The organism is Clostridium transplantifaecale (genome assembly GCF_900626075.1).
In the GTDB taxonomy this organism is placed as follows: domain Bacteria; phylum Bacillota; class Clostridia; order Lachnospirales; family Lachnospiraceae; genus Otoolea; species Otoolea transplantifaecalis.
On record NZ_UYZY01000002.1, the window covers coordinates 517,882 to 531,784 of the forward strand.

Here is a 13,903-nt window from a genome sequence, read left to right on the forward strand (position 1 = left end):
TCCTCAATACTCTTCACTTCTGCTTCAAAACAGCAGATCGTACTTTTATTTTAAAAGCGCTTCCATAACCCCATAGTAGCACTCTGTTACTTTTGTAAGCTGATCAAGTTCAACGTACTCATTCAGTGTATGGGCCAGATTTTCTTTGGACGGCCCGAGGCCGAATGTTTTAATGCCCGCCTCACCGGCGTAGTGGCTGCCGTTCGTGCAGAAATTGTACTGTGTAATTTCAGGGGTAAATCCCTTTTCCTGCAGCTTTTTATAAACGTCCTGAACAAACTCGTCGTCCTTGTCATATAACCAGCCCGGGAAGAAGCGCTCGCCCTCGATCTCATTGCCCGTATGGCACTTCTCTTTCCCCAGTGCGTAGGAGGCCTTTACCTTTAACTGCGGGTCTTCCGCCATCAGTTTTTCAAGCAGCTCATTGATGGGGGCCAGGACGCTCTCTTTCGTCTCGCCTACGAGAAGCCGTCTGTCATAGGTTGCGCGGCAGTACTCCGGTACTACGGATGCCCCGGGATACGGCGCGGATTTGATGTCCGTCAGTTCCAGAATTCCATCGCCCAATACTGGGTGGTGGGTTGGTGTAAGAGTGCGGATTACCTCAATGACCTTTGCCATCTTATAGACCGCGTTTATTCCCTTTTCCGGATTGGCGGAATGGCACGGTTTTCCGAAGGTTTCGACCACAATCTCGGCTCTTCCCCTCTGTCCGATCTTCAGGTTGAGCTCGGACGCCTCACCGATCACTACGTAGTCCGGACGGACGTTTTTACTGATTTCCCTGGCGGCAACGCCTTCAAAGCACTCCTCGTGCACCACGCCCGCCACATATATTTCTCCGGCAAAATCTTTATCCGTATCCTTCGCGTAACTGGAAGCCGCACATGTCATTGCCGCCACAGCGCCCTTCATATCACTGGTTCCTCTGCCGTAAATCTTTCCGTCATGGATTTCCGCTGCAAACGGAGGATAAGTCCACTCTGTTTCCTCTGTAACAGGTACCGTATCAATGTGGCCGTCAAACAGTATCTTCTTGCCCGGTCTTTTTCCTTTGATGCAGCCGATGATGTTGCCGTACTTATCTACTGTCACCTCGTCAAATCCCATCTGCTTCATGTTCTCCGATAGAACACTCACCACTCCGCTCTCCTCGCCGGAATAACTTTTCTGCTGAACCAGTTTCTGACACAGTGAAATCACCTGCTCTTCTCTCTCTTTATCCATTATCCTGTCCTCCTGCTTTGAATTTTGTTATTGCCCTTTCTGTTATGTGTCTTACTTTCTGGGATATGCTCCGTCCCAGACGATTGATTTATAATTTTCTTTATCCGTGTCCCCCTCCGTACTGAAGAATAACACTCTGGAGTTTTCATCCAGTTTCAGCTTCGTCCTCAGTTCTGCAAGTGAAGGATCCCTCATAATCTCTGCCACGCAGCCAAAAGCGGATGCTCCGCTCTCTCCCGATATCACCTTCGTGTCTCCGGCCTCCGGGTTCCCAAGAAGTCTCATGCCTTGTGCCGCCGTGTAATCGGGGCACGAGATAAAGTTGTCGGCGTAATCTCTCAGGACGTTCCAGCCGATGCTGCACGGTTCTCCGCAGGCCAGCCCCGCCATGATGGTATCCATATCTCCCGTTACAAAATGGAGGGTTCCGTCTGCCGCTTCCGCCGTCCTGAAGATACAGTCGGCCTTATTTGGCTCAACAATTGTGATAATCGGCCTATCCTCGCCGTAAGCCGCTGCAAAAAATCCTGCCACAGCCCCGGCCATGGAGCCCACTCCTGCCTGCAGGAAAATGTGGGTTGGTTTTTCGGGAAGCTGTGTGTATGCCTCATATCCCATCGTACTGTATCCCTGCATGATCCAACCGGGAATATCCTCATATCCTTCCCATGCCGTATCCTGGACCATTACCCAGCCCTTCTGATCCGCCTGCGTGTTGGCAAGGCGTACCGCTTCATCATAGTTCAAGTCTGTTATGGATGCGTCTGCGCCCTCCGCCCTGATATTCATCAGGCGTTCCTCCGCGCTGCCCTTCGGCATGTATACAACGGATTTTTGCTGTAACTGTTTTGCGGTCCAGGCAACTCCACGGCCATGGTTGCCGTCTGTTGCCGTCACGAATGTGATGTCGCCCAGATCTTTTCTGACCTCTTCGGAAATCAGTTTATCATATGGCATTTCAGTAATACTCTTGCCCAGGCGTTTCGCCAGGTAATTGCCGATGGCGTAGCTGCCGCCCAATACCTTAAATGCATTCAGCCCGAACCGGTAAGATTCGTCCTTAACATAAATGCTGCCAAGCCCTATCGCTTTTGCCGTATTTTTCAGTTCTACCAGGGGTGTCTCTCTATATACCGGAAAGCTCGCATGGAAACTTCTTACTTTCTTTGCACTCTCAAGATTCAGGAAATTCAGGTTAAACTTTGGGCCTGCTTTGCGCTCATATTGAACAACTTTAAATTCCTCTCTCATTACATTCCTCTCCTTTGGGTTTATTCACTTTTATTTAAAGCAAACTGCGTGCCAACATTTACACCAAATCATAACTTTTTCTCTCCTTTCTCTTTACATTTGTGCATAATATCTAAAACTATATTTGAAGAACCCACTAAATATGTTGGCCCTTTAGTGAATTTTATCATAAATAAAAACGCATCAAAATCTCAGAATTGATTTTAATGCGCTTTTAATCTATTTCTTTCTTTTTTTGACGCGAATTAAGATAGATTTCTATCCGGTTTTTATTCTCATAATGAGAATTTTTTCTCAAATCGAGAATTAATATTTCTCATTATGAGAATTCCGTTGTGTTATTGCCTATGGAACCGTAACTTTTATTGTATCGGGAATTTTATTATTTTGTTGTTTTTTATGATTCCAATGCGTTCCATATCGCTCCGGAAAAAATCCTTTGGTTCATTATAATCTTCGAATCCGCTGGGTGAACAAATATCCCTGTTCATCCGCCAGCAGTGCGCCGCCTGAAATTTCCTCTGCTTATCCAGGGATTCAGGTACATAGTACATATATTCAATTGCTTTATTCAACCCTGCTACCGGTTTTCTTCCGTGCGTCTTCGTCAATACAGGTGGTCCTGCAATATTGAAGTAGGCGTCTATCTCCTTCTGAGAATAACCTTCCATATACAATCCGGCTTCAATCCCCTCTTCCACCAGCTTCGGGAGGTTCTTCCACTCCGATGCTTTTATTCCGCTCATAACAATCCCAAACCGGTTATTGGCGTTTACCGCTACCAGAGTGTTGCAGCCCTCATATTTAACCCTATGAACTTCCCAGCAGAAAAACAAATCTTCCGGCTCTCCATATGATTGTTTCGGGAGCTTTAACGCTTTCTGCAATGGTATTGTGATCCCTAACTGCATCTTTCACCTCCTTAATGTTCCGTAACATTGCGTAATATTCCGTCATCCGGCCAAATACTGATATGCAATTCTCGGACTTCCGTCTTCCATATAAACAATACCGCATTTCTCAAAACCGTTTTTCTCAACCAGATGCTGCATGGTGAGATTATTGTGATGTGTGTCGATCCTCAGGTTGGCAATTTGAGATTTACAAAAATCGAGGCACTTCTCAAATACCCCTTTAGCCACACCATCCCCGGCGATGCGGTGAATGGTTCCATAAACCTCGTCATTGAGCCACGCGCCGTCTTCTATATAAGTGTAAATTGGGTCAGGGCCAATGATGAAGGCAAACACTCCGTGTATTTGAGCCATTTTTAAATCCTCTGTCAGAGCCTCATCATTTTCCGTATACACATAAAGTTCGCCCTTTCTGATATCTTCCTCCAGAAGTTGTCTCGGCGGATGATTTTTCCCCCACTGGTCCGGATTTCCGTTGGCCTCCATATAATTTCTTGCTTCCTGGTAAATTTCCATTATTCTGTCTAAATCATCGTATTTTGCCAGACGTATCATCTATTCCCTCCACTTTCCGGTACAAAGTCGCCAGTCCAATTCCCAGTTTTTTTGCCGCCTGTTTTTTCCCCTCCGTGTCATTGCCGCAGAGACGCAGAGCCTTTAGAATTTCACTGCGTTCCAGTTCTTTGAGAGGAATCACTGCTTCCTGTAACGCCGTGTCCTCCTGTATAACGTTCCCCGCTTCCGTCTGCAGTTCCCAAATATTAGCCGGCAGCGTCCTCGTATCCAGAACGCCGTCTTCCTCCATCATATTAATCATAAATTCAACCGTATTTTCCAGCTCACGGATATTTCCGTACCATGGATACTCATACAGGCGGTCCATAGTCTCCTCGGAGATTTTTAAGAGATTCTTATCAAACAGGCTGGCATAGCGGTTGGCAAAATAGTAAACCAAATCCTTAATATCCTCACGCCGTTCCCTTAATGGGGCAATCTTAAGCGGTATGACATTCAGCCGGTAATAAAGATCCTCCCTGAATTTATTGTTTGCCATCATCTCTTTCAAATCTTTATTGGTCGCCGCAATGATCCTGACATCAATGGGAATCACCTGATTCGAGCCGATACGGATGATTTTGCGTTCCTGGATCACCCGCAGCAGTTTAACCTGAAGATACAGGGGCATATCCCCTATCTCATCGAGGAAAATAACGCCTTTGTTAGCCAGTTCAAATTTACCCATTCTCCCGTTTGGATCCGCGCCGGTAAATGCGCCTTTCACATATCCGAATAACTCCGACTCCAGAAGAGGTTCCGGAATCGCTCCGCAGTTGATAGCGATAAAGCGGTTCTCCCTCCGGTCGCTCGCTTTCCAGATGGCAGTCGCCACCAGCTCCTTGCCCGTTCCGCTTTCTCCGGTAATCAGGACGGTGGAGGTGCTCCTCGCTATTTTTTTAATCTCTTCCTGCATCTGAAGTGTCTGTGGGCTGGTTCCTATAATATTAAATGTACTGAGCGGGTTAACTGTGTTCGTAATTTCATAAAACCTCTCCTGCATTGCCCTGGTGCTCTCAAATATCAGTACCTTGGAGTACCGTCTGGGATCCTGATCCAGATCATAGAGATGGCCCATAACATAATATTCCTTGTCATTTAACAGCACCTTAAATTCATTCTGATGGCTGAAGTTATCACCGGTCGGTGTGACAACCGCCATCTGCCCCTCCGGCATATCGATCGAAAGCTGCCGTTTGGCCGGTTCGTTTGCCATCGTAACAACATTATCGCCGCCCAGAATTAAAATGCCCTTCTCCACATGGTTAATCACGCAGTCCAGGGCATCCAGCAACACCGCCCTCTTTTTGGACTCCGTCAGTTCCCCTGCCTTCACTGCAATGAAATCCGCAATCTGTTCCAGAAGATCCAGATACATCTTTTCATTGGAAAGAACCCGCTCTTTTTGCTCCAGGCTGCTTCCTACCAGGCCAATTACCCCAATGATCTCACCACCCAGCCGGATGGGCATGGAAATCTCAATTTCTTCACTGCAGCTGTCCTTCTTCGGACATTTCTGGCACAACTGCTCCTTGCCCGGGTTGTAAATAATCTCTACACTTCCCGTACGGAGCAGGTGTTCATAGACATATCCCTCCTGAGCCATATCCTCATTTACATGCTGTTTGAAAAGCCCTGTTCCTGCTACACGGAATAAGTTCTTATCCACAACCTCTACTTCCACCTGGGCGATCTTGGACATGATATCTGCATATTTCATTACTGTTTCTTGGATTTCTAGGAGGATGCTTGGCATGAGGGAGGTCCTTTCTTGTGAAGTGGGAGATTTATGGGGGTGGTTGGGTAAAAACAGGTTGGTTTTTAGTTGAAAATTAATATCTTTATCTTATTTTCAATAGGGTAAAATGTCAATAAACTTTTAAAGACAGATACCCAAAAATGTAATTACTCAATTTAGTATTATAAATTAATACTAAAAAACTGCCGCGTCAATACCGCGACAGCTTTTATATAATATTATTAATATTTGGTTACCTGCACACCATTAGTTTTCGAAGAAAATGACTCATATCCTGCTTTGAAATAAACTGCATGGAGTCCTCGGGCTCTATATTTTCCGGGTTCCAAATTTTCAACATCCACACCGTTTATCAAATATCTCAGCTCCTCATCTGGTTGATTTTCTTGTAACGCTTCAAACTCATATCGGCCCACTTGCTCCCAGTCTTCTGCTGATTCACTCCATTTTTGTAATGTTATCGAGTTACATATTTTATCACATTGTATGTGAGCTAAAGTCTCAATCGTTAGAGCAACTTTTCCTTTCCCTTCGTTTTTAATATTGAGTATTCCTGTAGATATGACCTCTCCTCTTGCCTGGCCTGTAGATTGTGTTACTTCTTCCGGCAAAATTACTGATTCTTCACCGGTATCTTGTATTTCCATTCCATTCCAATAGAATACCCCCGATGCATATGCCGGAATTACATTAAGCAATGTGAGTACAGCAACAATAATCAACAATCGTGTCCATTTATTTTTCATTTCTATTGTGACTCCTTTTCTATATAAACATTCTGTACTATTTTAGCAAACTCTTCTTTTTCCATGACCCCAGTTAAATAGTAATACGAATTTCCTATAATTATCTCTGAACTGTACTCAATATCTCCTGTTTTCCTCTGTGCTTTTTGAATTTCCACTTCTCTATTCAGCCATTTATTATAAACATCTTCTTTTTCTTTAAATTTTCTATCAGAAATAATATTTACAGAATTCTCAGAATCTTTAGTTGTTTGCACGATGTCAAAGGAATTACCTTTATAATCAAAAATCATCGTGGCCATTTCACCATTAATTATTGTTTTTTGATAAATCAACTCTGGTGGAACTTGATCCAACCGTATTACATTTATTCCTGTTTTCTCACTTATCTCATTATAAGCTTCTTCTAATCTGCCAGCATCAGTCTTGTTTTTATCATTATCTATAACTACATCACTCCTAAAACTCGGCCTAACTGTCTTCCTATAAACAAAATACTTCTTAGCCCCAGCAGTAATAGTCGTCGCCAACAAAATCATCACAACAACTCCTGCCACCATAGCAACTTTAAAAATCGGCTTAAGCCTGCGAATCTTCTTGAATTTCTTTTCAGGCATGCTATCCCTGGTGTATCTCGGCTCTATTTTTTCCAACAACCGTTCAAAACCATCTTCTGGTTCCGGAGGTATCTGGCTATCGTCTATTTCAGTCTGTGCGCGCTGAAACCTCTCCAGGAGCGTTTTATCGTCCATTCTAAATGACTCTTTCAGAAGCTGATCCAAATCATATTCTGTTTTGTGTCTGTCCCGGTCCTTGCTCACTGTTTGCCTCCTGCTTAATCATAGCTATATGATAATCTCTATTTTTTTCCATGGCTTTTCCCGCCGCTTTCCCTGGCTTTGGGGTTGACTTTTTGTCATTTAAGTTTACTATACTAATATAAATAATAATTTAGTATAATAGTTTAGTCGTCCTGCGGCCTGTCGCTGCAGACAACATTCCACTGTTCGGAAGTTGAGTTTGCCGGACGGTTAAATTTATGGAGGAAAACCCTATGAAAAAAATCATCCTGACCGGAGGCGGTACAGCCGGCCATGTCACCCCCAATCTTGCCCTTCTTCCGTCTCTTCAAAAAGAAGAATTTGAAGTACGCTACGTTGGTTCCTACAATGGGATCGAACGCCGTCTGATTGAGGAAACTGGTATTCCCTATGACGGAATTTCGTCCGGAAAACTCCGCCGTTATTTTGACATCAAAAATTTCTCTGATCCCCTAAGAGTCCTCAAAGGTTATGCAGAGGCCCTGAAAATTATAAAAAAATTCAAACCTGACGTTGTATTTTCAAAAGGGGGGTTTGTAGCTGTCCCTGTAGTCTTAGCCGCCAGGCATCATAAAATCCCTGTGATTATACACGAATCAGATATGACACCCGGCCTGGCCAATAAAATATGTATTCCTTCTGCTAAAAAAGTTTGTTGTAATTTTCCTGAAACATTGAAGTATCTCCCTGAAGACAAGGCTGTGTTAACCGGCTCTCCTATTCGTGAAGAGCTCTTGAGCGGCGATCGCCTGGCTGGGCTGCAATATACCCATCTGTCCTCCAGTCATCCGATTATCCTGGTAATTGGAGGCAGTCTCGGTTCTGTGACAGTAAACCAAGCGGTCCGCAGCATTCTGCCTGAACTGTTAGAGCATTTCCAGATTATACATATCTGTGGCAAAGGTAATCTGGATGAAAGCCTGATTGGCAAAGAAGGTTATGTTCAGTATGAATATGTAGATAAACCACTGAGACATCTCCTTGCGGCTGCCGACCTCGTGCTATCCAGAGCGGGGGCGAATTCCATCTGTGAAATTCTTGCTCTCAGAAAACCAAATATTTTAATTCCGCTTTCCGCTGCCGCAAGCCGAGGAGATCAAATCCTGAATGCCAATTCCTTTGCAAAGCAGGGCTTTAGCACCGTTCTGGAGGAAGAGGCGCTGACAGGCGATTCTCTCCTGCAGGCGATTACCGAAACCTATAAAAACCGCCAGGCCTTTATAGACAAAATGGCTGAAAGCCAGCTAAATAACGCTGTTTCTACTATCATCAATCTGATCGATGATTGTATCAACGCTTAAAATAGCCATCATCAATCAAACCGGCTTCCAGAATTCTTTTGCGCAACTCTTTTCTGGCTCTTGACAACCGGGTTCGGCAAACCGTTCCCGGTATGTTCAGGATTTCACATGTCTCTTCTGTCGACAATTCCTGTATCACTCTGAGAAGAATCACATCACGCCAATCCTTCTTCATACCCTCAACAAGTTTCCATATTTCACGGTACATTTCATTATCCATAATATAGGTTAATGTGTCAGCTCCAAGCAGTTTAGTCATGAACAGAAATTCCTCGTCCTGAGCGTCGATGCTCGTTACACAACGTGAATTCTTCCTGTAGCAATCTCTCCATCTGCTGTATAATATCTTGATAAGTATGGTTGTCTTCAGTTTCGCATCCCAATCCATTGGATAACGATAATAGTATCCCATAATTGTATCATGCACTATATCTTCAATGTCATCATAATGTACGCCTATACTGGCGGCAAACCTTTTCAGTGGAACAGAGTAGTCTTCGTAAAGTTCCTTTAAAAGCCTGCGTTCATCCTGCCGCATACATTTCTCCTATGATTTCATTGCTTCTTTTAAGCTGTCACTAATTTCAGCAAGTTCCGTTGAATCAGCATTCCCCGGCGTCCAAGTAACCATCGCCGGTCCGCCTTCGTATCTTGGAATGATATGCACATGAAAATGAAAAACTGTCTGTCCTGCTGTCTCCCCATTGTTCTGCACCACATTAAATCCTGAACATCCCAGAACCTCTTTCATTGCTGCTCCGACTTTACCGGCTAACGGAAGCACCTTTGCTGCGACTGATTCATCCAGTTCACAGAGATCTTTAAAATGTTCTTTTGGCAAGATCAGGGCATGTCCCCTGGATGCCGGACCCAGATCCAGAATTACCCTAAAATCTGAATCTTCGTACACTGTGGCTGATGGTATCTCCCCTCCTGCGATTTTGCAAAAAATGCAATTGTTATCTGTCATTTTCACCACTCCTTATTTTCTGCATTATATATGCATCTTTTATTTTTACCGGGCTTTCTATAAAAAATCATGCCCAGAAAAATACCAATTATCAGGCCGCCCACATGCGCAGCATTGTCTACTCCCACACTCGTAAAACCGTGATAGAGTGTTACTGCAACCAGTATCATCAACTGCTGTGTGCTCAGATCTTCCAGACGTCCCTTGTTTACAGCCACAGCATACACAAGTCCGCCTACAACACCGAAAATTGCCCCCGATGCTCCAGCCGAGACAACATAAGACCCTCTACCTATGTTGACAGCCAAAGACACGATATTGGCCCCTACACCACATAACAGGTAAAATATAAGATACTTCACCTTGCCCAACGCCCGTTCCAGGTTGTCCCCAAGAACGAATAAAACCAACATATTATTGATCAGGTGGCCAATTCCAAAATGCATAAAAACAGAAGTGAGCAGTCTGTAATATTCCTTGTACCGCAATATAAGAGGTGCGTACATAGCTCCCCGCTCAACCATAAACCCCGTATTTAATGTAGAGCCTGTTATCTCCAGGAAAAGAAAATAAATCACGTTAACTGCTATAATAGTTCCGTTGACATATGCTTTTTTTCTATAATTATTCATATTGGCACATCCCTCAATGGCACTATTATAGCACAGCAATTACCGTTCTTCTATGGTATTTTTGAAAAACTCCGTATTGATGTAAATCGACATTTTTCTACATCTTTTTTAAGTTATCTGTAACGCTTTTTTAACCCTGTTGCATTTCTGCGAACCGGTATTTTACCTCTGCAATTGAAATTATATCACCATCCCGGATACTCACTGTCTCATTCGCCTGTAGCTTGTATCCCTCCACCGCCGTTCCATTGGTTGAATTCAAATCCGTTACGATGTATACGCCCTCCCTTTTGTCAATCCGAAGATGCAGTCTGCTTACTGTGGGACGAGAGAGACAAAAGTCCGCCAGTTCAGCATGTTTCCCAATTACGAATGGCAGGTAGGGTATCTCAATGCTGTTCTCATTCTCCCCCATGCTCACGAGAACCGGGCCTGCTGATTGCCCGGCATTCTCCGAGAGAAGGGCCGTCCCCTCCTCCCGCGAATGCTGCTCTTCCCGTTTTCTTTCTTCCATCATTCTCTGATGGTATTCCTCCTCACTTTCAGGGCGGAGGCGGAACTCAGCCCCCGCTATTGCATCCTGTTCGTCATACCGGATCCGATCTTCTGCTTTTTCTGTTCTGTTTCCGGTCATCCGACGGGTAGGACTTTTATTTGAAATTTTAGTGTCTCCAACTCCCGGCTCTTCTTTAACGTATGCCGACAGAAACTTCACAATAAAAATAATCACCGCCCCTGCTGCAAGCCATAACCCATATCGTTCAAGCCCCTCTGTTCCAGTAAAATACCAGACTCCAAACACGGCTCCTGCTAAAAAAACTAAAACCTGCAGACAATCTTTTATCCTGATGCGGCCTCGACCTTGTTCCGTTTTTTCTCCCGTCTGTATGTTCTTTGGGCCCTTTTTGCCCCGTTCCTGTCCCCCGGTCTCGTTTTTCTCCATATGGCATTTTTCATTTCCGGGGCGTCCCGGGCAGAATTCTCTCTGATGAGGTGATGGCATACAGGAATCTTCCATATGAGAAGGTTTCGTATGTGCCGGTTTCGTATACAATGCATCTATATATGGTTCCCCAGCATATGAGCTTTCTGAAAAAAGCCCTTTTGTATAAAGTCCCTCCATACATGACGCTTCCTTACCTGAGCCGGCTAAATAAGTTCCTTTCATATGTGATATTTGTGAACACATTTCCCTATCCTGCTGCCGAGCTCTATGTTCCTCTGTATCATGCTCCTCAAAACTGTTTTCTGGCAAACAGAGTCCTCCAACCCGTCCTGTATACCCGGGTCCGCCTCTTTTTACCGCTCCGCCTTCTCCCCGGTTTCCAAAGACAGCATCCCCGGTTCCTGTCAGGTGCCGAAGCAAATTCGCCATTCCATAGTTCTCCCGCAGGCTCTCCTGATACAGGTTATATGCCATGACAACGCCTTCCCTGTCCTGATGGTTTATCTTTTCTAACAGGTATTGCAAAAGTCCTGAGAGGACTTCTGGAAAGTTACAGGAATACCCGGGCAGGAGGCAGAGATAGACTGCAAAGCTGTCGGGATCAATATAGATAAAATCCGGATCCAGGAGTAATTGCTCTTCTTTCAGAAGGAATTCCTCTATCTTTACCGTCACAGCAGAAATTCCCAGCAAAAGAGAGCGGAGCTCCCCTCCGCTTATTTTTCTCTGTTCCAGCAGCCTTTTTAATGGCTGCTTCGATGTTATCTCATAATAAAATTCCCTTTTTTCCTCATACTGTCTTACTCTGAACTTTAACAGACCTTTAATGGTATTTGCCGCAAGCATGCGGCACTCATATCCCCCTCCCTGGCCGGGAGCATCTAATATCATGTAGTTATGATTTACCTCTCTCTGATAACGAACTTCCACCTGTCATTCCCCCACCTAAACTCCGGCTGCCCTGAGCAGCCGGAGAAAATTCTCAGGATCAAATTTTTTGACCGATATGCTTGTCTCTGTTTTCCCCCCTGCCTCACCTTCAAGCCTGTTTCCTGCTTCCCTCAAAGCAATACGGCCACCACTGCACCAAAAATACCCCCGGTAATCCTGCTGTGCCCTTATTTCCAGTTCCCGTGCCGTCTGTCCTTCCTCCTCTTCCTCCAAATGAACATACCGTTCCAGAGCCTCCTGTAAAACCATGTTTCCCGTCACACGAGCATGAATCTCAAACACGCCTGTTAACAGCGATGCAATGAACAGGAACATAGCCGACATGACCAAGGCCGCTTCCACCGTAAGACTTGCTTCCAGACAGAGAATCCCGGTTTTTATTCTTGTGTTTTTTATTCTCCCGGCTTTTTTATTTACTTGATTTTTCACTTGATTCTTTATTCGTATTTTTATTCGTTCCTTTATTCGATTTTTTATTTGATTCTTCATTTTACTCTTCATTTTGTTCTTGTTTTTCACCATAGTATTAACTCCCCCTTAAACACCATTTATCCCACCGCTATCCTGCAAAACATCAGCCAAAGCCAGGCAGGAATAACAAATGGAATGAACGGCAGACGCATTTTTCCGGCATTGATGCCATGTGTAAAGCCCCAGGCCGCCATTCCCAGACTGCATGTTCCGCAGAACAGAACACTGCAGATAAAAAGTGTAACCGTCTGTGATAAACCAAGATAACAGGCGGACACTATAAAAAAACAACCATCCCCGGCTCCGGCAGCCCCTCCTGTGCAGACGGTCAGAATCAGCAGCAAAATACCGGGCAAAAATGCCGCCATTCCTGCCCATCCATTTCCCGAACCCGAAAACAGACTTAATAGTCCTGCACTCCCAAACACACCAAAAATCCACACGGGAATCTTTTTTATCTTCAGGTCATACCAGGCAGACGTCAGTAAAAATATGCTGTATATCAGCTCCATGTACTCATTCCCCCTATTTTTTTCCACAGTAAGAACAGGCCCCCAGATATTCCACCTCGGATAGAGGTACCTTCTGCACGTAAAATACAATTGAAGAGCAGTCCTTTCTGCTGTGATAATACTTTCCATTCGGCATTACATAAACAGTCGTGCCGGCTCCCTTTCCGCACACACTGCACGGCTTATAATGGGTCCCGCTGCTGCTGACTTGTTCTCCAATGCTGTCCCATGGCAATGATATAATATCGTTCGATATGTAATGACAGTCAGGGGACATATGATATCTTGTTCTGGTTCTCCCCACATAAACCATAATCTCATTTTGAGCCCCCTCTTGATTCCGGTGGGAATTTCGTCCTCCTTCACTTCCCGTCCATCCTCTCTTAAAGCTCCCGGAGGCCGCGGGAACACTGTCCAGTATGAAAACGCTGAACGGCAGTTTGAGCCTGTATTTTGCCTGCAGGCTGATTTCCTCCCCCTCCTCTGAAATCCTCGTACCGGAAACGTCAAGATTACTGATTTTTCCCTCCCCCGCTGCTTTTCCGATTTTAACGGCAAGCAATGTTTTCGCCGCCCCCTCTGCAAAAAATCCTGAAATATCCGAAGGTTCTTCCCCGTTTTCTGTGTCACGGATTTCCTCTCCCTTTGAAAGCCGGTAGCGGATATACGCATACTGGCTCATCTCCCTGGCCGTTGTCTCCAGTACCATCTGTATTTTTCTCTGCGTATCCAGCAATTCCATCGGAACCGCGAGGAGTATTACGGTAAATATGAATATAGTAAAGCTTAAGGCTGCTTCAACGGTCAGGCTGGCCTCAAAGCCGTATTCATGTATTTTACCAGTCAC

Annotated in this window: 15 protein-coding genes; 1 reads left to right on the forward strand and 14 read right to left on the reverse strand. The window is 44.8% G+C overall.

The window, feature by feature from the left end; all coding sequences use genetic code 11:
* Window positions 1-45: 45 nt before the first annotated feature.
* The 7 genes from EJL91_RS07990 to EJL91_RS08020 form a co-directional block, all read right to left on the reverse strand.
* Complete coding sequence (locus EJL91_RS07990) at window positions 46-1,230, reverse strand: YgeY family selenium metabolism-linked hydrolase (RefSeq protein ID WP_341466988.1); 1,185 nt, start codon at window positions 1,228-1,230, stop codon at window positions 46-48.
* Window positions 1,231-1,278: 48 nt separating this feature from the next.
* Window positions 1,279-2,478 carry a diaminopropionate ammonia-lyase gene (gene dpaL, locus EJL91_RS07995; RefSeq protein WP_125141431.1) on the reverse strand — a complete coding sequence of 400 codons (1,200 nt, stop codon included), beginning with the start codon at window positions 2,476-2,478 and terminating at the stop codon, window positions 1,279-1,281.
* 362 nt (window positions 2,479-2,840) lie between these two features.
* Entirely contained in the window at window positions 2,841-3,389 is a 549-nt protein-coding gene (locus EJL91_RS08000) for a DUF6933 domain-containing protein (RefSeq protein ID WP_125141432.1), read from the reverse strand.
* A gap of 42 nt (window positions 3,390-3,431) precedes the next feature.
* The gene (locus EJL91_RS08005) at window positions 3,432-3,947 is read right to left on the reverse strand and encodes an N-acetyltransferase (protein ID WP_125141433.1); all 516 of its coding nucleotides are present in this window, start codon (window positions 3,945-3,947) and stop codon (window positions 3,432-3,434) included.
* A complete protein-coding gene (locus EJL91_RS08010; RefSeq protein ID WP_125141434.1) occupies window positions 3,922-5,703 on the reverse strand; it encodes a sigma 54-interacting transcriptional regulator in 1,782 nt (593 codons plus the stop codon). The genes EJL91_RS08005 and EJL91_RS08010 overlap by 26 nt, the downstream gene beginning before the upstream one ends.
* Before the next feature lie 224 nt (window positions 5,704-5,927).
* A complete protein-coding gene (locus EJL91_RS08015) occupies window positions 5,928-6,452 on the reverse strand; it encodes a DUF6147 family protein (protein ID WP_125141435.1) in 525 nt (174 codons plus the stop codon).
* A gap of 2 nt (window positions 6,453-6,454) precedes the next feature.
* A complete protein-coding gene (locus tag EJL91_RS08020) occupies window positions 6,455-7,273 on the reverse strand; it encodes a hypothetical protein (protein WP_125141436.1) in 819 nt (272 codons plus the stop codon).
* 233 nt (window positions 7,274-7,506) lie between these two features.
* Here EJL91_RS08020 and EJL91_RS08025 point away from each other — a divergent pair, with 233 nt between their 5' ends.
* Window positions 7,507-8,574: an undecaprenyldiphospho-muramoylpentapeptide beta-N-acetylglucosaminyltransferase gene (locus EJL91_RS08025; RefSeq protein ID WP_125141437.1), complete on the forward strand. Its 1,068-nt coding sequence runs from the start codon at window positions 7,507-7,509 to the stop codon at window positions 8,572-8,574.
* Here EJL91_RS08025 and EJL91_RS08030 read toward each other — a convergent pair.
* The 7 genes from EJL91_RS08030 to EJL91_RS08060 form a co-directional block, all read right to left on the reverse strand.
* Entirely contained in the window at window positions 8,564-9,112 is a 549-nt protein-coding gene (locus EJL91_RS08030) for an RNA polymerase sigma factor (RefSeq protein WP_125141438.1), read from the reverse strand. The genes EJL91_RS08025 and EJL91_RS08030 overlap by 11 nt on opposite strands.
* Window positions 9,113-9,121: 9 nt before the next feature.
* Entirely contained in the window at window positions 9,122-9,544 is a 423-nt protein-coding gene (locus tag EJL91_RS08035; protein ID WP_125141439.1) for an HIT family protein, read from the reverse strand.
* Window positions 9,545-9,546: 2 nt separating this feature from the next.
* Window positions 9,547-10,176, reverse strand: a complete 630-nt coding sequence (locus EJL91_RS08040; protein ID WP_125141440.1) for a rhomboid family intramembrane serine protease — start codon at window positions 10,174-10,176, stop codon at window positions 9,547-9,549.
* 130 nt (window positions 10,177-10,306) lie between these two features.
* Window positions 10,307-12,052 (reverse strand): DUF6382 domain-containing protein, encoded by a 1,746-nt coding sequence (locus tag EJL91_RS08045; RefSeq protein WP_125141441.1) that lies wholly within the window; start codon window positions 12,050-12,052, stop codon window positions 10,307-10,309.
* A 15-nt stretch (window positions 12,053-12,067) separates the two neighbouring features.
* Window positions 12,068-12,502, reverse strand: a complete 435-nt coding sequence (locus tag EJL91_RS08050) for a hypothetical protein (protein WP_243125278.1) — start codon at window positions 12,500-12,502, stop codon at window positions 12,068-12,070.
* Between the two features lie 119 nt (window positions 12,503-12,621).
* A complete protein-coding gene (locus EJL91_RS08055; protein ID WP_125141442.1) occupies window positions 12,622-13,056 on the reverse strand; it encodes a hypothetical protein in 435 nt (144 codons plus the stop codon).
* A 13-nt stretch (window positions 13,057-13,069) separates the two neighbouring features.
* Window positions 13,070-13,903, reverse strand: coding sequence for a hypothetical protein (locus EJL91_RS08060; protein ID WP_125141443.1), 834 nt, complete (start codon window positions 13,901-13,903; stop codon window positions 13,070-13,072).